The organism is Pseudosulfitobacter sp. SM2401, assembly GCF_042932805.1.
Taxonomy (GTDB): Bacteria; Pseudomonadota; Alphaproteobacteria; order Rhodobacterales; family Rhodobacteraceae; genus Ascidiaceihabitans.
This window is the reverse complement of sequence record NZ_CP170633.1, coordinates 1,202,790-1,220,454: the sequence shown is the minus strand read 5'-3', so window position 1 is coordinate 1,220,454 and position 17,665 is coordinate 1,202,790. Positions and strand designations below refer to the sequence as shown.

General features: G+C 57.3%; 14 protein-coding genes and 1 tRNA gene. 7 read left to right on the top strand and 8 right to left on the bottom strand.

Features of this window, described 5'->3' with window-relative positions:
• Positions 1 to 12: 12 nt before the first annotated feature.
• The 7 genes from ACFIO0_RS06090 to pdxH form a co-directional block, all read right to left on the bottom strand.
• Complete coding sequence (locus tag ACFIO0_RS06090) at positions 13 to 783, bottom strand: TylF/MycF/NovP-related O-methyltransferase (protein ID WP_390914465.1); 771 nt, start codon at positions 781 to 783, stop codon at positions 13 to 15.
• A gap of 58 nt (positions 784 to 841) precedes the next feature.
• Complete coding sequence (locus ACFIO0_RS06085; RefSeq protein WP_390914464.1) at positions 842 to 1,585, bottom strand: glycosyltransferase; 744 nt, start codon at positions 1,583 to 1,585, stop codon at positions 842 to 844.
• A gap of 391 nt (positions 1,586 to 1,976) precedes the next feature.
• Entirely contained in the window at positions 1,977 to 5,657 is a 3,681-nt protein-coding gene (locus ACFIO0_RS06080) for a vitamin B12-dependent ribonucleotide reductase (RefSeq protein ID WP_390914463.1), read from the bottom strand.
• A gap of 678 nt (positions 5,658 to 6,335) precedes the next feature.
• Positions 6,336 to 6,412 (bottom strand) — tRNA-Pro (locus ACFIO0_RS06075).
• Between the two features lie 101 nt (positions 6,413 to 6,513).
• Positions 6,514 to 6,984: a DUF192 domain-containing protein gene (locus ACFIO0_RS06070; RefSeq protein ID WP_390914462.1), complete on the bottom strand. Its 471-nt coding sequence runs from the start codon at positions 6,982 to 6,984 to the stop codon at positions 6,514 to 6,516.
• Entirely contained in the window at positions 6,981 to 7,517 is a 537-nt protein-coding gene (locus tag ACFIO0_RS06065; protein ID WP_390914461.1) for a cold shock domain-containing protein, read from the bottom strand. Before ACFIO0_RS06065 ends, ACFIO0_RS06070 begins: the two co-directional genes overlap by 4 nt.
• Positions 7,518 to 7,646: 129 nt before the next feature.
• The gene (gene pdxH / locus ACFIO0_RS06060; RefSeq protein ID WP_390914460.1) at positions 7,647 to 8,252 is read right to left on the bottom strand and encodes a pyridoxamine 5'-phosphate oxidase; all 606 of its coding nucleotides are present in this window, start codon (positions 8,250 to 8,252) and stop codon (positions 7,647 to 7,649) included.
• 206 nt (positions 8,253 to 8,458) lie between these two features.
• On the opposite strand from pdxH, the gene fabI reads away from it, so the two are divergent.
• The 7 genes from fabI (at position 8,459) to ACFIO0_RS06025 (ending at position 16,170) form a co-directional block, all read left to right on the top strand.
• The gene (gene fabI, locus ACFIO0_RS06055; protein ID WP_390914459.1) at positions 8,459 to 9,265 is read left to right on the top strand and encodes an enoyl-ACP reductase FabI; all 807 of its coding nucleotides are present in this window, start codon (positions 8,459 to 8,461) and stop codon (positions 9,263 to 9,265) included.
• Positions 9,262 to 9,864: a LysE family transporter gene (locus ACFIO0_RS06050; protein ID WP_390914458.1), complete on the top strand. Its 603-nt coding sequence runs from the start codon at positions 9,262 to 9,264 to the stop codon at positions 9,862 to 9,864. Before fabI ends, ACFIO0_RS06050 begins: the two co-directional genes overlap by 4 nt.
• A gap of 2 nt (positions 9,865 to 9,866) precedes the next feature.
• On the top strand, positions 9,867 to 10,370 hold the full coding sequence (gene gpt, locus ACFIO0_RS06045; RefSeq protein ID WP_390914457.1) for a xanthine phosphoribosyltransferase: 504 nt from the start codon (positions 9,867 to 9,869) through the stop codon (positions 10,368 to 10,370).
• 118 nt (positions 10,371 to 10,488) lie between these two features.
• Positions 10,489 to 11,664 (top strand): aminotransferase, encoded by a 1,176-nt coding sequence (locus tag ACFIO0_RS06040; RefSeq protein WP_390914456.1) that lies wholly within the window; start codon positions 10,489 to 10,491, stop codon positions 11,662 to 11,664.
• A 66-nt stretch (positions 11,665 to 11,730) separates the two neighbouring features.
• The gene (locus ACFIO0_RS06035; RefSeq protein ID WP_390914455.1) at positions 11,731 to 13,578 is read left to right on the top strand and encodes a SurA N-terminal domain-containing protein; all 1,848 of its coding nucleotides are present in this window, start codon (positions 11,731 to 11,733) and stop codon (positions 13,576 to 13,578) included.
• Positions 13,579 to 13,590: 12 nt separating this feature from the next.
• Positions 13,591 to 15,102, top strand: a complete 1,512-nt coding sequence (gene trpE, locus ACFIO0_RS06030; protein WP_390914454.1) for an anthranilate synthase component I — start codon at positions 13,591 to 13,593, stop codon at positions 15,100 to 15,102.
• Between the two features lie 30 nt (positions 15,103 to 15,132).
• Positions 15,133 to 16,170, top strand: coding sequence for a succinylglutamate desuccinylase/aspartoacylase family protein (locus ACFIO0_RS06025; protein ID WP_390914453.1), 1,038 nt, complete (start codon positions 15,133 to 15,135; stop codon positions 16,168 to 16,170).
• A 3-nt stretch (positions 16,171 to 16,173) separates the two neighbouring features.
• Here the strand turns inward: ACFIO0_RS06025 and ACFIO0_RS06020 are convergent, their stop codons facing one another.
• Positions 16,174 to 17,565, bottom strand: coding sequence for a divergent polysaccharide deacetylase family protein (locus ACFIO0_RS06020; RefSeq protein WP_390914452.1), 1,392 nt, complete (start codon positions 17,563 to 17,565; stop codon positions 16,174 to 16,176).
• Positions 17,566 to 17,665: the final 100 nt, after the last annotated feature.

Here is a 17,665-nt window from a genome sequence, read left to right as displayed (position 1 = left end):
CCCTGAAACCCTTTAGCGCATCAAAATGCCCTGCCCCGTCGGCATCGCCAGGATCAAACGATCATTGCGTTTGGCAAAATCGTTCCACGCTTCTTTTTGTTCCTCGTGGCCGGTCGAACCGTAGTCATCCAGCACGATGATGCCGCCGGGCGTGATCCGGTCCCAAATCGCTTCGATCGTTTGCATTTCCGCGGCCGTGATGTTGAGATCGATGGAAATGTAGCTCAGGCTTTCGAATTCCACCTGTTCGATCGAGGCCGGCAACAGCCCCTGAACGGTCTGAACATTGGGGTGCGGTGCGAACTGTTTGTGCACAAAATCGATGATATTGGTGTTGGCCGCGTTGCCTGTGTACATATTTTTGTTCATTTTTGCGACGCCCTTTTGTTCGGACACGCTGGCCATCTCGACGGGGATGCCGTCGTAAGTGTCGAACAAAAAGAACTTTTTGCCGCTTTTGTCAAAGTCGGTGTTGCGCACGATCATGGTCGACAGCAGCCCTGTGCTGACACCAAATTCGGCAAAATCACCGGGAAGGCGCAGGCAGTTTTCAGCCGCCCACAAACACACGTGCACACGCCAGCGGATGTCAGGGGTGCCACCGATCCAGTGCGGCGCGCTTTCTTTGCACAAGGCGTCCCACGTGCTTTGGAATTTATCGTCGTGCAGGAACGGGACGTATTTTTTACGGACCGCGAAATGATCTGCGAAATAGTCGTATTTATACGGCGCTTTGGTCAGGGCGCGGCGCAAAAAGCGAACGGTCGACGTAATAGGGTCCATTAAAATATCCAATGCAGTGCGTATTTGAGGCTGCGTGTGGCATACACAAAGGCATGCGTTAGCGTATTTTTAGTATCTGTTTATGGTACATCAGCCAATCGCCAAAGGTCTCATGGGCGCTAAATTTGCCGCGGACGTACTTCAATTCGCGCGCCCGTGTCTCACCGGACACAGATTCGCTGACTTGTCCTGAATGCAGCCGGTTCCACACCAGCGTGTCGGGCAAAATATGCGGCGCGCCATAAGCCAACAGCAACCGTTTATAGAGGTCCACGTCCATCAACCAGATCAGGTCTTCGTCGAATTCCAGCTTTTGCGCGGCCCGCATCGCCAAAACCGACGGGCTGCTGACGGTGTTTTTGCCCAAATGCAGTTGCGGATGCAGACGCGGCACCATCGGGCGTTCTACCGTTTGACCATCGCGCGTCACACCGGACCCGCAGATCAACCACGCCGCATCGCTGTGATCAAAGGCCTCGGCCGTTTGGCGCAAAGCGTCCCTCGCCATCAGCAGGTCGTCCTGAAACAAGATTTTGATGATTTCGCCCGTCGCGTGGCGCATGGCGTTGTTGGTGTTGGCAGAGGCTTGTTTCGGCCCGTCGCGAAACCAGACGTGGCGCACGGTGATCTCTGTGGTGGCGGCACACAGGTCGTAAACATCGCCCGATTGCGATTGATCGGACACGACAACCTCGAAATCGTCAAAGTCTTGGGCACCCAAGCGCAGGAACGATTGTTCAAGAAACATCGCCCCTTTGCCGCCCATGTCGTAGGCAGGGATGCAAATGCTGATCTTGGGCATAATTTCGACCTTTTGGGCTAAGCTATCGCGCGGCGAATATCGGACATTCGCGACCTTTGAACAAGCCTTTGACGGCGCCTGTGCCAAACGAAGAAAGGGAGGACCGAAGTCCTCCCAAGTTTCGCCGTTCAAGCTCAATTTGTTAACCGCTCGGTAATATTTTGCCTGCGGCCTGAACGTCGTCAGGGGCGAGCGCACCCGCCCCGTGTAAGTTGCAAGACCCGTCGGGGCTTGCAACGAAAGGCGGCAGGTGTTCGTAAGAACACCGAGAGCCTCCCTTTTCGTGAAAAGTGGCACGTAACGTAACGCCCCACCCTATCTCGTCGGGGTCCAGATCAATCGTGGCCAGATCCGGACCCCTACACACCCCTTCCCAGAAGTGCGCTAACTCTTAGCTACAGCCGGACGTCCCGCCGCAGGTGTTGCACTTCATGCAGGTGCCGTTGCGCACCAGCGTGTAGTTTCCGCACTCGCCGCAGGCTTCGCCCTCGTAGCCTTGCATCTTGGCTTTGACGCGCAGATCCATGGATGTCGGCACCGAGCCCGAGCTGATCGCCGTTGAGCCACCAGCGGCCATTGCGGCACTCGACACTTCGGGTGCCAGCGTTTGCAACGCGCCAACCGGATCGGCCGCTGTGGCAACTGCATTTGCGCCCGCCATGCCGCCCTGCAACACGACCAAGTCCTGTGGCAAACGTTTGCGCAGGTAGCCGGTCGAGCTGATTTGTTTCAGCACTTCCAAGGATTTAGACGCAGCGCTCTCGGAAATCTCGGACAGGTTGGACACGCCCTCTTCTTCGCCGCGACCAAGGCTGTCGAATGTCGCACCCTCGGGTTGGACGTGCGCCAGATCGGTGCGATCCAGGTAGGACACGGCCAATTCGCGGAAGATGTAATCAAGGATCGAGGTCGCATTTTTGATGCTGTCGTTGCCTTGAACCATGCCGGCTGGCTCGAACTTGGTGAAGGTGAACGCGTCGACAAATTCCTCGAGCGGCACGCCGTATTGCAGCCCAACCGATACCGCGATGGCAAAGTTGTTCATCATCGCGCGGAAGCCTGCACCCTCTTTGTGCATGTCGATAAAGATTTCACCCAAGTTGCCGTCTTGGTATTCGCCGGTGCGCAGGTAAACTTTGTGCCCGCCAACGATGGCCTTTTGGGTGTAGCCTTTGCGACGCTCGGGCATTTTTTCGCGGTGCGACTTCACGATCTCTTTGACGATGATCTTTTCCACGATCTTTTCGGCCAGAACGGTGGCTTTTTCGTGGTGGTTGCCGCTTTCGAGGATGTCTTGCGCGTCTTCGTCGTCCTCAACCAGCGATGCAGCCAAAGGTTGGGACAGTTTTGATCCATCACGGTACAGCGCGTTGGCTTTGACACCCAAAGACCACGACAATTCGTAGGCTTTTTGGCAATCTTCAATGGTTGCATCGTTTGGCATGTTGATCGTTTTTGAGATCGCACCAGAGATGAACGATTGCGCGGCGGCCATCATGTAGATGTGGCTGTTGACTGACAAATAGCGTTTGCCGGTTTTGCCACAAGCATTGGCACAATCAAAGATGCTGTAGTGTTCGGTTTTCAGGTGCGGTGCACCTTCGATCGTCATTGTGCCGCAGACGTGGTTGTTGGCAGCGTCGATGTCGGCCTTTGAAAAGCCCAAGGATTTCAGCAGATCGAACGTCGGGTCGTTCAGCTTTTCTGTGGGGATGCCCAGAACTTGGGTGCAGAATTCTTCGCCCAGCGTCCATTGGTTGAACACAAAGCGGATATCGAATGCTGATTCCAGCGAGGCGTCGATTTTCGCCAGCTCGTTCGGGCCAAAACCGTGACCGATCAACGAGGTGTGGTTGATTCCCGGCGCGTTGCCGATGGAGCCGTGACCCACTGCATAAGATACGATTTCTTCGATCTGGGCAGAGCCGTAGCCGAGTTTTTCCAGAGCCGCAGGCACCGATTGGTTGATGATTTTAAAGTAACCGCCGCCGGCAAGTTTCTTGAATTTAACCAGCGCAAAGTCAGGTTCGATGCCTGTGGTGTCGCAATCCATCACCAGACCGATGGTGCCAGTTGGCGCGATCACAGAGGTCTGTGCGTTGCGGTAACCGTGCTCTTCGCCCAGCTTGAGTGCTTCGTCCCAAGTGGCCATCGCCATGTCGATCAGGCGCGCATCCGGGCAGTTGGCGTGGTCCAGCGGCACTGGTTTCACGGCCAGCTGTTCGTAGCCATCGGATGATCCATAGGCCGCCGTGCGGTGGTTGCGCATGACCCTTAGCATGTGGTCGGCGTTCTTTTTGTAACCCGGGAATGGGCCCAATTCGCCAGCCATTTCAGCAGAAGTCGCGTAGGCAACACCGGTCATGACGGCGGTCAAAGCACCACACAGCGCGCGGCCTTCGTCGCTGTCGTAGGAATACCCCATGTTCATCAGCAAGCCGCCGATGTTGGCATAGCCCAGACCCAAAGTGCGGAAGTCGTAGGAGCGCTGTGCGATTTCCTTGGACGGGAATTGCGCCATCATCACCGAGATTTCCAGCGTCACTGTCCACAAGCGCGAAGCGTGCATGTAGTCTTCGATCTGGAATTCGCCGTCCTTGAGGAAGGTCAGCAAGTTCATCGAGGCAAGGTTACAGGCCGTGTCGTCGAGGAACATGTATTCGGAACACGGGTTGGAGCCACGAATTGCGCCGTCTTCTGGGCAGGTGTGCCAGTCGTTGACGGTGTCGTGGTACTGGATGCCCGGATCGGCGCAGGCCCATGCGGCGTGGCCGACTTGTTCCCACAAATCACGCGCACGGATAGTTTTGGTGACCTGGCCGTCTTTGCGGTTGATCAATTCCCAATCGGCATCTTTTTCAACGGCGGTCAGGAACGCGTTTGTCACGCGGATCGAGTTGTTGGAGTTTTGACCGGAGACCGACGAATACGCCTCGCTGTCCCAATCGGTGTCGTAGGTCGGGAATTCAATCGATGTGTGGCCCTGCTTTGCATAATCCAGCACGCGTTTGACGTATGTCTCTGGGATCGCGACCTTTTTGGCGTCACGCACGGCGTCTTTCAACGACGGGTTCACCTTGGGGTCATAGGCATCTTCGGCCTTGCCGTCCCACGCTTTGATCGCTGCAAAGATCGCGTTCAACTTTTGCTCGTGCATCTTTGAGCCAGAGACGATGGACGCCACTTTTTGCTCTTCGATGACTTTCCAGTTGATGAAATCCTGAATGTCAGGGTGGTCCGCATCCACGATCACCATTTTCGCCGCACGGCGTGTGGTGCCGCCAGATTTGATCGCGCCTGCTGCCCGGTCACCGATTTTCAGGAAACCCATCAGGCCGGATGATTTGCCACCGCCGGACAGTTTTTCGCCTTCTCCGCGCAGGGACGAAAAGTTGGTACCAGTGCCGGAGCCGTATTTGAACAAGCGGGCTTCGCGGACCCAAAGATCCATGATGCCGCCGTCGTTGACCAGATCATCAGACACGGATTGGATAAAGCAAGCGTGTGGCTGTGGATGCTCGTAGGAAGACGTGGATTTGGTCAGCTTGCCGGATTTGTAATCGACATAGTGGTGGCCTTGGGCCGGACCGTCGATGCCGTAGGCCCAGTGCAGGCCAGTGTTGAACCACTGCGGGCTGTTTGGCGCGGACCGCTGTGTCGCCAGCATGAAACGCATTTCGTCGTAGTAGGCCTGGGCGTCGGCCTCGGTGGTGAAATAGCCACCCTTCCAGCCCCAGTACGCCCATGCGCCGGCCAAACGGTCGAACACTTGCTTGGAGGACGTCTCGCCGCCGAACTCGACATCGTCGCCAGCCGGAACCGAGCGCCACAGGAATTCAGGAACGTCTTTTTCGGCGACCTTTTTCATCTTGGACGGCACGCCGGCTTTGCGGAAATATTTCTGGGCAATCACATCGCTTGCGACTTGCGACCATGTGTTTGGAACTTCGACGTCATCCAGATGGAACACGATGGTCCCGTCCGGGTTACGGATTTCCGAAACGGTTGTGACGAAATCCAGCGATGCATATGCATCTTTGCCTGCGGTGGTGAAAGTGCGTTCAATTTTCATAGCGCTGCCCTATTTCTTCAAGCATTTAAATTCTTGGCAGCCTAGCGTTGCAGGCTCCCTACCTCGTATCATTGCGGGACGAATTTGATCCGGTACGAGCCGACAAAAGTCACCTCATTCCGACACACGTCGTTGATTATGTGTTTATCATCTTGTCCCTGCCGCCGCGGTGCACGCTTTAGTCTTAGACACTAAATCTTGTGGTGCTTCGTTCGACTTGCACAACTTGGCGTATCCAGCCCTATCCGGTCAACGGATTTATTCCGGATTTTTTCAATAATTCGGCTTGACCGGAACGCGCTGATCACGGCGACACGGGCCCACGTGATTCAATAGGTTAATGGTTGCGATTTGCGGCAGAATTTTGCCCCCAAGCCCCAAGCCCAATTTTGTGAATGTTAGGGCGGCTTTAGGCAAATGAGGTGAAGTATCTGTTGAAGTTATCCACAGGCAGGGTGACGCCGGATGACTCGGACTTGACGCTTATTCGCGTCATTCATAAAAAGTTTACGCACCTTAGCGTATAGCGGGAATCACGGGCAAAATATTGCCAAATCAAACGACTCAGTCACACCTGAGGCTACTAGATGATGTGTGAATATCCCGAAAAACACAAAAGGCGGCACACTATGTGTACCGCCCTTCGGGTGAGCCGACCCTTGGGTCTGTCGGCTTATATGGTCGGGGCGAGAGGATTCGAACCTCCGACCCCCTGTACCCAAAACAGGTGCGCTACCAGGCTGCGCCACGCCCCGTCCATGCGCACTCTTTAGACAAGCTTGTCGGGATTGAAAAGCCCTTTTGACCCGTTCATTCACAAACAATCACAGGTTTTTCAACAAATCGGAAAAACAGCTTAGGACGCGCAGCGCCAAGCGGCTGTGTCTTGGTCAAAAGACGGGTGACGCAGCTGGCTGCCAACCGTAATTCCCATCGCCCGCGCCATGCCGCCGTTGATTTCGAGCACAGCAAGACCAGTGCCCCCCGGGATCGGGGTTTCATCATGGGGGATCGCATTTTCGTGGATGTGGGTGACGACGCCGGTGGCATCGATAAACAGCATGTCCAAAGGGATCAGCGTGTTGCGCATCCAGAATGTCAGCGCTTGGGGCTGTGGATAGACAAACAGCATGCCCGACGAGCGCGACATAGATTGGCGGTGCATCAGGCCAACGGCGCGGGCGCGCTCGTCTTCGGCCAAATCAATGTTGAACCGCGCCTGCCCCCAGTCGCCCCGCAGCATCACCGCATTTTTGGTGCAGTCAGCGGCCAGCGCAACATTTGCCCAAATCACAAGACAAAAAGCGGACAAGAAGGTGCGGATCATTCGTTGGGTTTCTCCAATGCAGATTCCCATGCATGCACTTCTGCCGCCATATGTCCACGTTTGCCTTCGATGACGCGCATCGCCAAGGCTTCGCCCGGTTGCAAGTCTGACAGACCCGAGCGGCGCAATACTTCGATATGCAGAAACACGTCGTCGCCGCGGCCAAAGATATTGGCAAAGCCGAATCCCTTGCCCTTGTCGAACCATTTGACGCGGCCCGGCTCTAGCGGTGCTGCGGCAACGGTGGCCATGTCCATGTCGGCAATGTCACTTAGGTTAACCGTATCGCTGCCTTCGGGGGCAACAATACTGATCACTTCGACGGCCTGCACGCCACGTTCGGTATGCTGGACCTCGACCTCGATCGCGGCACCATCGGCCACCGAATTCTGGCCAAAATTACGCAGCACATTCACGTGTAAAAGGATGTCAGGGCCGCCGGTATCAGCAACTACAAACCCGAATCCTTTGACTGGATCGAACCACTTTACGAGGCCGCTCACTGTCTCGGTTATATTCTCTTCGTCTTGCACTAGATGTCTTTCATTCTTTGGCGCAGCATCCCTCTGCCCCATCCTATAGTCTTGCGCGATTTAACCTTTGCAATTCAAGCCGAAAAAAACGTTTTATTTCAATTATTTGCATTTCAGGTCGCGTGAAATTCACGGATTCAGGCGTTCTATCATCCACGGATCACCGTCTTTTTCGCGCCGCCAGACGAACCGGTCGTGCAGGCGAAAATCACCATCTGCCCAAAATTCGATCTCGACGGGGGTAATACGGTAGCCGCCCCAATACGGCGGGCGTGCAGGGTTGGTGCCGTGTTTTGCGGTCACTTTCGCGACCTCTGCCAGCAGGCTTGTGCGGCTTTTCAAAGGTCGGCTTTGTTGTGATGCCCACGCGCCCAACCGGCTTTTGAGCGAGCGTGAGGCAAAGTATTCATCCGCCTTTGGCCCGTCCTCTTTGATGACTGTGCCGCGCACGCGAATTTGGCGGCGCAGCGATTTCCAGTGCATCACAAACGCAGCTTTGCCGGCGCTGTCCAATTCGGCAGCTTTGGCGCTTTCGTAGTTGGTGTAAAAGACAAACGCGTCAGGTTCGATGCCCTTGAGCAAAACCATGCGCGCGTTCGGCAATCCAGTGCTGTCGACCGTCGACAACGCAATCGCGTTGGGGTCGTTTACTTCGGCGGCCTCGGCTTCGGCCAGCCACGTTTTGGCGATTTCAAACGGGTCGTCGCCGCCAAATTTTCCGCTACGTTCGCTCATCCTGAGTGCTCGACTTTTTATCACATGGTTAAAACTTAGTCGGCGGTACGGTATCATCCTATACATTGCAAGGCTGCCGCAGCGCCACCTATACCCGATTTACGAAACCTTGATGGTGTCCCCGCAATCGCCTAAAGGTCTTGTTAACAGGTTAGACTTCGCAAGAGCCGCGACAAGACCAAATGTAAAAGTAGGACAAAAACAGTATGTCGAACAATTTGATGGCGGGCAAACGCGGGCTGATTATGGGCCTCGCAAACGACAAATCTATCGCGTGGGGCATCGCCAAAGCCTGTGCAGATGCCGGTGCTGAATTGGCGTTTTCCTACCAAGGTGACGCGTTGAAAAAGCGTGTTGATCCACTGGCCGCACAGCTGGGCAGCGACATTGTACTGCCCTGTGATGTGGGTGACGAGGCGTCGATGGACGCGCTGTTTGCCTCGCTTCAAGAGACATGGGGTCACCTTGATTTTGTCGTTCATGCCATTGGGTTCTCTGACAAAAACGAATTGCGTGGCCGCTATGTCGACACCAGCCGCGGCAACTTTGCGCTGACGATGGATATCTCGGTCTACTCGTTCACAGCGATCATGCAGCGCGCCGAAAAGATGATGTCTGAAGGCGGCTCTGCCCTGACCCTCACCTACTACGGCGCCGAACAAGTCATGCCGCATTACAACGTCATGGGCGTGGCCAAAGCGGCGTTAGAAGCCTCGGTGAAATACTTAGCTGAAGATTTGGGCAAAGACGGGATTCGCGTCAATGCGATCTCTGCCGGTCCGATCAAAACGCTGGCGGCCTCGGGCATCGGCGACTTCCGCTACATCATGAAATGGAACGAATACAACTCGCCGCTGCGTCGCAATGTCACGATCGATGACGTGGGCAAATCGGCACTTTACCTGCTGTCCGACCTTGGATCCGGCACAACAGGAGAGAATCTGCACGTCGATGCCGGCTATCACGTGGTCGGAATGAAGGCCGTTGATGCGCCGGATATTTCTAAAGGATGACCGCGCAAAGCCTCATCGCGTTCAACTTGATCCTGATGGCAGCGCTTGCCAGCCCGGGTGCCGCATTTTTGATGTCAGTAAAGACGTCGGTCAGCGCCGGGCGCGCGGCGGGCATCGCCACAGGTTTGGGCCTGTCACTGGCCGCAGTGTGCTGGACGGCCGCCGCGTTTCTGGGGCTTGAGGCCGTGTTCAAAGTGTTCCCATGGGCTTTTAACGCCATCAAAATTGCCGGCGCACTGTACCTGATTTGGATCGCGATCCAGACATGGCGTAATGCGCGCAAACCGTTGCCAGACGTGAGCGTCCCCAGAGGTCGCGCATTTTTGTCAGGGCTGCTGGTCAACTTCGGCAATCCAAAGTCGATGCTGTTTGCCGCCGCTCTGTTGGTCGTCGTTTTCCCCCAAGGGCTGACGGCCCCCAATATGGCGCTGATTTTGGCCAACCATTTTACACTAGAGGTGCTGTTTTACACCACCTGCGCCGTGACGCTGTCCAGCGCCCCTGCCCGTGCGGGCTATCTGCGCGCCAAACCTATCTTTGACCGTATCGCAGCCCTGGCTTTGGGCGGTTTTGGTCTGAAACTTCTTACAGGAAAATAGCTATGACCGATCGCTTGCCCCACGAAAAAGGGTTCCACATCAGCTGGGATCAAATGCACCGCGACAGCCGCGCTTTGGCGTGGCGTTTGGACGGGCGCGGGCCTGATGACGGTGCGTGGCGCGCGATTGTTGCAATCACGCGGGGCGGTATGGCTCCGGCAATGATCATCGCGCGCGAGTTAGATGTACGCACGGTCGACACGATCAGCATCAAAAGTTACAGCCACCAAGACCAGTCCGACGCGCAGGTGCTCAAGCATCCAGACGCCGACATGATGGGTGACGGCACCGGAATCCTGATCATCGACGATCTGGTGGACAGCGGCAAAACGCTGGAAGTTGTGCGCGCGCTGTACCCCAACGCCCATTTCGCGACAGTTTACGCAAAGCCAAAGGGCGAGCCGCAAGTTGATACATTCATCACCGGTGTGTCTCAGGACACGTGGATCTTTTTCCCTTGGGATATGGCGCTACAATACGTCGAGCCCTATCGCGGCACGGACTGACATCGCATAAGAATTTAATGCCTCCGGCGGGAGTATTTAAGATCAGAACAAATGCGCCCCTGTCTTGATCCCAAATACTCCCGCCGGAGGCTTCTGTGTTTTGCTACATGAGGCCCCAATGACGCAATCGCGCACCGCAGCAACATTCTCTCCTCCGGTGATGGAGGCACGGCGTTGGTTGGATGGCATCGAGCATCCCTTGGATCGCCCGTTGATCAATGTGTCGCAAGCCGCCCCGGTCGATCCACCTGTGCCTGAGATGCGCCAAGCGATGGCGAATGCCGCGCTAAATGATGACAGCGCACATTTGTACGGACCTGTACTGGGCAACGCAGATTTACGCGTTGCCTTGTCCCACACCATTAACCGACATTACGGCGCGACGACCGTGGCAGACAATGTCGCAATCACATCGGGTTGCAATCAGGCGTTTGCTGCGGCAATTGCATCGCTTTGCGCTGAAGGGGATGAAGTTATTCTGCCAACACCTTGGTATTTCAATCACAAAATGTGGTTGGATATGTCCGGTGTCAGATCAATCCCGTTGCCGGCGGGGCCGGATTTGCTGCCCAGTGTTGCGGATGCTGCCGCCCTGATCACGCAGCGCACCAAGGCCATCGCGCTTGTGTCCCCCAACAATCCGGCAGGTGTCGAGTATTCAAGCGATCTGGTTTTGGCGTTCTTTCATCTGGCGCAACAGCACGGGATCGCGCTGATTGTTGATGAAACCTACCGCGATTTTGACAGCCGCACAGGCGCGCCACATTCGCTGTTTAGCCAGCCTGACTGGGATCACACGTTCGTTCATCTTTATTCGTTTTCCAAGGCGTTTCGTTTGACGGGTCACCGCGTGGGTGCGTTGGTGGCTTCGCCTGAGCGGCTGGCGCAGACCGAAAAGTTCCTTGATACTGTTGCGATTTGCCCCGGTCAGATTGGCCAGCACGCCGCCCTTTGGGGACTGAACAACCTAACCGATTGGCTCGCGGATGAGCGTCTGGAAATCTTGCGCCGACGCCGCGCCATCGAAGACGGATTTCACGTGCTGGCGGCCCTCGGGTGGGAATTGAAAGGCGCTGGCGCATATTTCGCCTACATGAAGCACCCGTTTGACATCTCGTCTGCCGATCTTGCGCCGGTTTTGGTCAAACAACAGGGTATTTTATGTCTGCCCGGAACGATGTTTTGCCCGCCCGAGGACACCTCGGGCCAGCACCATTTGCGCATCGCTTTTGCCAACTTGGACGCATCGGGCATTGCGACGCTGTATCAAAGGCTCGCGCGCGTCACTATCTGACCTTGCCCCCCTGTGTCGCGCGTCCTAAACATGGGCAAACGCAATGGGCTAAGGCAGGGACACATCATGGCTGAGAAGAAAAAAGGCGGAAGCGGCAAAATTTTTGTTTGGATCGTCGTGGGTCTTGCGATGCTGGGTCTGGGTGGCTTTGGTGCGTCCGGTCTGTCGGGCACCTTGCGCACCGTTGGATCCGTCGGCGACAAGCACATCGACGTGCAGCAATACGCCAACCGTCTGGGCCAGGAAATTCGCGCTGTTGAGGCGCAAACCGGTCAATCCTTGCCGTTTGCCCGCGCTCAGGAAATCGGTTTGGACCAAGCGGTGTTGCAGCAGTTGATCACCACCCGCGCGCTGGATCACGAAGCGACCCAACTGGGCATCAGCATCGGTGATGAAACTTTGCGTGACCAAATCGTTGAAATCCCTGCGTTTCAAGGTGTGAATGGTGAATTCGACCGCGAAGGGTACGCTTTTGCACTGGAACGCAGTGGCCAGTCCGAAGCTGATTTTGAAAACGGCCTGCGCGAAGAAACCGCGCGCACGTTGTTGCAAGGTGCCTTGGTCAGCGGCGTCGTCATGCCCGACACTTATACCGACACGTTGTTGAACTTTTTCGGCGAAAGCCGCAATTTCACTTGGGCGCGTTTGGTGGCCGGTGATCTGGAAACACCACTGGCAGAGCCGACAGAAGCCGACCTGAAAGCCTACTACGAGACCAATCTGGACCAGTTCATGTTGGAAGAAACCAAGCAGTTGACCTACGTCGAACTGACGCCAGACAGCCTGATTGGCGAAATTGAAATCCCCGACGAAGACATGCGCGCCGAATTTGCCGCCCGCGCTGACGAATACAACCGGCCAGAGCGTCGCTTGATCGAACGCCTGGTGTTTCTGGATCAAGCCAGTGCAGATCAAGCCGCAGCCGCGCTTGAGGTCAACGGCACCACCTTCGAGGCCTTGGTCGAAGAGCGTGGCCTGACCCTGGAAGACGTGGACATGGGCGACAACGACCGTCTCAGCCTTGATGCCGCAGGCGAAGCCGTGTTTGGCGCCGACGTCGGTGACGTTGTTGGCCCATTGCCAAGCGCGTTGGGCCCGGCCCTGTTCCGCGTCAACGGCATCTTGCCTGCACAGATCACAACCTTTGAACAGGCCACGCCGCAGTTGCAAGAATACCTTGCCAGCGACCGTGCCCGCCGCATGGTCGAACGCTTGGCCCAAGACTACGATGACATGCTGGCCGGTGGAGCAACGCTCGAAGAGCTGGCCGCCGAAACCGACATGGTTCTGGGCGAAATGGAATGGTACGAAGGCTACGGCGACGGCATCGCGGCCTACGCAGATTTTGGCGAAACCGCAGCGGCACTGACCGCGTCGGATTTCCCGAAAATCGGCAATCTGGATGACGGCGGGATCTTTGCCATGCGCTTGGACGGTGAACTGCCGGTGCGCGCTGCGACGTTTGAAAAATCACGCGATCAGGTGCGCTCAAACTGGCAAGCCAGCCAAGTCGAAGACCGCCTGCGAGCGCTGGCTGAAACCTACCTTCCGCAACTTGAATCCGGCACTGAATTTGCCGGTCTGGGCCTGACGGGCGTCGAAGAAATCGACCAGAACCGTCAGGGCTTCATTGGCGGCACGCCCCCCAGCTTTATGGCGGATGTGTTCAAAATGGAGGTCGGCAAGGTCGCGATCGTCGACAGCTTTGGCACCGTTTTGGTGGTCCGTCTGGACGCCATCAACCCTGCCGGTGACAACCCCGAAGTCGCAGCATTGGCGACGCAGTTGCAAGAACAGGTCAACCAACAACTGGCCCAAGACGTGTTCAACGCCTACGCGCAGGACACCGTGTTGCGTGCCGGTCAAAACATCGATCCGCGCGCACTGGCTGCGGTTCACGTCAACTTTCCATAAAGGTTCTGCCGCATGGCCCTGACCCCTGATTTCGACAGTTTCGCACGCGCCTACGAGGCCGGTGAAAACCAGATCGTCTACACCCGCTTGGCGGCTGATCTGGACACGCCTGTGTCCTTGATGCTGAAACTTACAGGCGCGCAAAAAGACGCATTTGTGCTGGAATCCGTGACCGGCGGCGAAATCCGCGGGCGCTATTCGATCATCGGAATGAAGCCGGATTTGATCTGGAAATGCGACGGCGAAGCCTCGGCTATCAACCGCTCAGCGCGCTATGACGGCGATGCGTTTGTGCCTGCTGACGGCAATCCGTTAGACGTGTTGCGCGCCCTGATCGCCGAAAGCAAAATCGAGTTGCCCGAGGATTTACCGCAATCCGCCGCAGGTCTGTTTGGCTACCTTGGCTACGACATGATCCGGCTGGTCGAGCACCTGCCGAACGTCAACACAGACGTGTTGGGCGTGCCTGACGCGATCATGCTGCGCCCGTCCGTGATTGCCGTGCTGGACGGTGTCAAAGGCGAGGTCACAGTGGTGTCGCCCGCGTGGGTCAGCGACGGGCAAACCGCGCGCGCCGCCTACGCCCAAGCCGCCGAACGCGTCATGGACGCGGTGCGTGATCTGGAACGCGCGATGCCGGTCGCAACCCGCAATTTAGGGGATGCGCAAGACGTCGGCGAACCGGTCAGCAACTTTACCCGCGACGGCTACAAGGCGGCGGTGGAACAGGCCAAAGACTACATTCGCGCAGGTGACATTTTTCAATGTGTGCCGTCCCAACGCTGGACCCAGGATTTTGTTGAACCGCCCTTTTCGCTGTACCGGTCTTTGCGCCGCACGAACCCGTCCCCGTTCATGTTCTATTTCAACTTTGGCGGCTTTCAGGTGATCGGGGCGTCGCCCGAAATTCTGGTCCGTGTGTTCGGCAACGAGGTCACGATCCGCCCCATCGCCGGCACCCGCAAACGTGGGGCAACACCCGAAGAAGACCGCGCGCTAGAGGCTGATTTGCTGGCGGATCAAAAGGAACTGGCAGAGCATTTGATGCTGCTGGATCTGGGCCGCAACGACGTGGGTCGCGTCGCCAAAATCGGCACCGTGCGCCCGACAGAGGAATTCATCGTCGAGCGCTACAGCCACGTCATGCACATCGTGTCCAACGTGGTGGGCGAGCTAAAAGACGGCTGCGACGCGCTGGATGCGTTCTTTGCCGGGATGCCTGCGGGCACGGTTTCAGGTGCCCCAAAAGTGCGCGCAATGGAGATCATCGACGAGCTGGAGCCCGAAAAACGCGGCGTCTATGGCGGCGGCGTTGGCTATTTCAGCGCGGGTGGCGACATGGACATGTGCATCGCGCTACGCACGGCCGTTGTGCAGGATCAAAAGCTGTACATTCAAGCCGGCGGCGGCGTGGTCTATGACAGCGATCCCGAGGCGGAATTCATGGAAACCGTGCATAAATCCGGTGCAATCAGACGTGCCGCCGAAGACGCTTCGCGCTTTGGATCAGATGGCAACGCATAAGCGTTTTGCGCTTTGGAAAGTACACCGACCATGACGCAACAGCCCTTTGAAATCGGAACGCAAACCATTGCGCCAGGCACCCGTCAAACCGTCAATCTGCCGGTGTCCACCCTGCCCGATCACACGCCCGTCACCCTGTCGGTCGAGGTCATTCACGGCAAACGCCCTGGTCCCGTGATGTTCGTGTCGGCGGCGGTGCACGGCGACGAAGTTGTGGGCGTTGAAATCGTGCGCCGCGTGTTGCGCGCCGAGCAGCTCGACAAACTGCGCGGCACCTTGCTGGTGGTGCCTGTGGTCAACAGCTTTGGCTTTCTCAACCGCTCGCGCTATTTGCCGGATCGCCGTGATCTGAACCGCTGTTTTCCGGGCACAACCAAGGGGTCGCTCGGGTCCCGTCTGGCGCACATTTTCCTGAACGAAGTGGTACTGCGCTGCGACTTTGGCATCGATTTGCACTCGGCTGCGATCCACCGCACCAACCTGCCGCAATGCCGGATCACGCCGGGGGATAAAACCACCGCCGCGATGGCACAAACCTTTGGTGCGCCGGTGATTTTGGGCTCAAGCTTGCGCGATGGATCGCTGCGGGCCGAAGCCGCGGAACGTGGCACGCCTGTGCTGCTGTACGAGGCCGGCGAAGGCTTGCGGTTTGACGAAAATTCAGTGCGCCACGGCGTTGCCGGCATTTTGCGGGTGATGCACACCAAGGGCATGATTGCGTCCAAGGGCATCACAAAAGCCCGCTCTGCCCCGTTGTTTTGCAAGTCGTCTGAATGGCTGCGCGCACCTGCGGGCGGGCTGTTGCGCACGTTCCGCGACACCGGCGAAACCGTGGCCGAAGGTGACGTGCTGGCCGCAGTCGCAGACCCGTTTGGCGAATTTGAAACCGAAATGCTGGCCCCGTCTGGCGGCATTTTGATCGGGCGCGCGGTGTTGCCAATCGTCAACGAAGGCGACGCGATTTTTCACCTTGCCGCACTCAGTCCGCAGGCCAACGGTGACACAGTTGAGGATCTGACAGCCCAGCTAGACGCCGACCCGTTGTTTGACGAAGACGAAATTATCTAGCGATTACTGCGCGGCGCGGCGGTTCAAAACGGCTGACACCGGCGACAGCGTCACGCGTTCGGCGCGATCCGCCAACCCCCACAACAGCAGCGCCGAGATCGTATCCGGGCGCAACCGACCCAGCATAATCACGCCACCCTCTTGGTCCGCGCGAAACGCCGCTTGATCCAGAAACCGGCGGATCACGGTGGGCGTTTGATCAGCGCTGTCAAAGTCACGAAACACGACCGCTGACGGCACACCTTCGCGTTCGGCCAGTTTTTGCACCGTGTTCAAACCTTTGGATTGAGTGACCAATCCGTGCCCGCTTTGCGCCAGGATTTGCGTCATCTGATCCGATGCTTCGCGGTCTTGTTGCAGGCCCGTGCCGACGCCTTCGATGACGCCCACAACCTCGTCCAACGAACTGAGCACCGAGTTCAGCGTCACTTCGGCGTCGGTGGCCGTGGATCCGTCCGGCAAGTCGATCATCGCCATGACTTCGAATCCTTCAGCGCGGTATTGCGCCATGCGTGCGGCGGCGTCTGGCAGGCTGGCTTGGACGGCGAATGTGATCGGGGCCGGAAAGCTGCGCAGGGCTGCGACGCCAACGGTATTGCCGCTTAGATCAGAGCCCGCGTCGATCAGAACAATCGCCATCAACGGCTTGTCAGAGGCATCCTCGAATTCGGCCGCAAAGGCATCAATCGGGCGTTCAGCGTCAGGATCAGGTGTGGCCGGTGCTGGTGCAACTTCGGCAGCTGTTTCAGTGTCGCGATCAACCAAAGACCCTGCGGGACGTCCAATTGCGGGGCGCGACGGGTCGGTTTCAACAGCAACTTCTGGTTCTGAGATCTCAGGCGCTTCTGGTGTCGGCAGCTCAGGCACTTCTGGCTCAGCGAGTTCAGGAACCTCGGGTTCTGCGGGTGTTTCAGGCTCAAACGCGGTTTCCGCCTCGGGCACTGGCGGGGCCAGTGGCTGTGCGGGATCGGTCGAAATCGAGGCTTGGCTGTCGTTTGACGGGGCCGTGGGCACTGCCGCTTGCGGGCTAGGCAAAACCGGGGTCACGCTGTCCACACTGACAGAACCATCAGCGGTCGGGGCATCGGGGGCATCTAGACCGTCTGCGCCACCTGTTTCGGGCAAAGTCGGAACATCCGATCCGGCAGCGGCCACAGAATCAACTGAATCCGCCTCGGGTTGCAGCACCAAAGATGCGGTGTCTTGCACCAGATCGCTGTCACCTGCGGGCGAGGTTTGCCCGTCTTTACCCGTTTCGGGGGCGCTGGTCGCATTCGGGGCTGCATCGCCGACAACAGGCGCGCTTGGTGCGCCAACGTAAATCGAAGCGACGCCCGCTGCCCCAACGGACAGCACTGCTCCGAGTAACGCGCCGCCTAAAAATCCCTGTGCCATGGCTTTGCTCTCCGCCCAACAGTTGTGGTCTCAATGTGTTCAAACCTGTCGCCTTCACGGGTGCCACCCCTTGACGATAGCGGGCAAGCCTGAACATGTA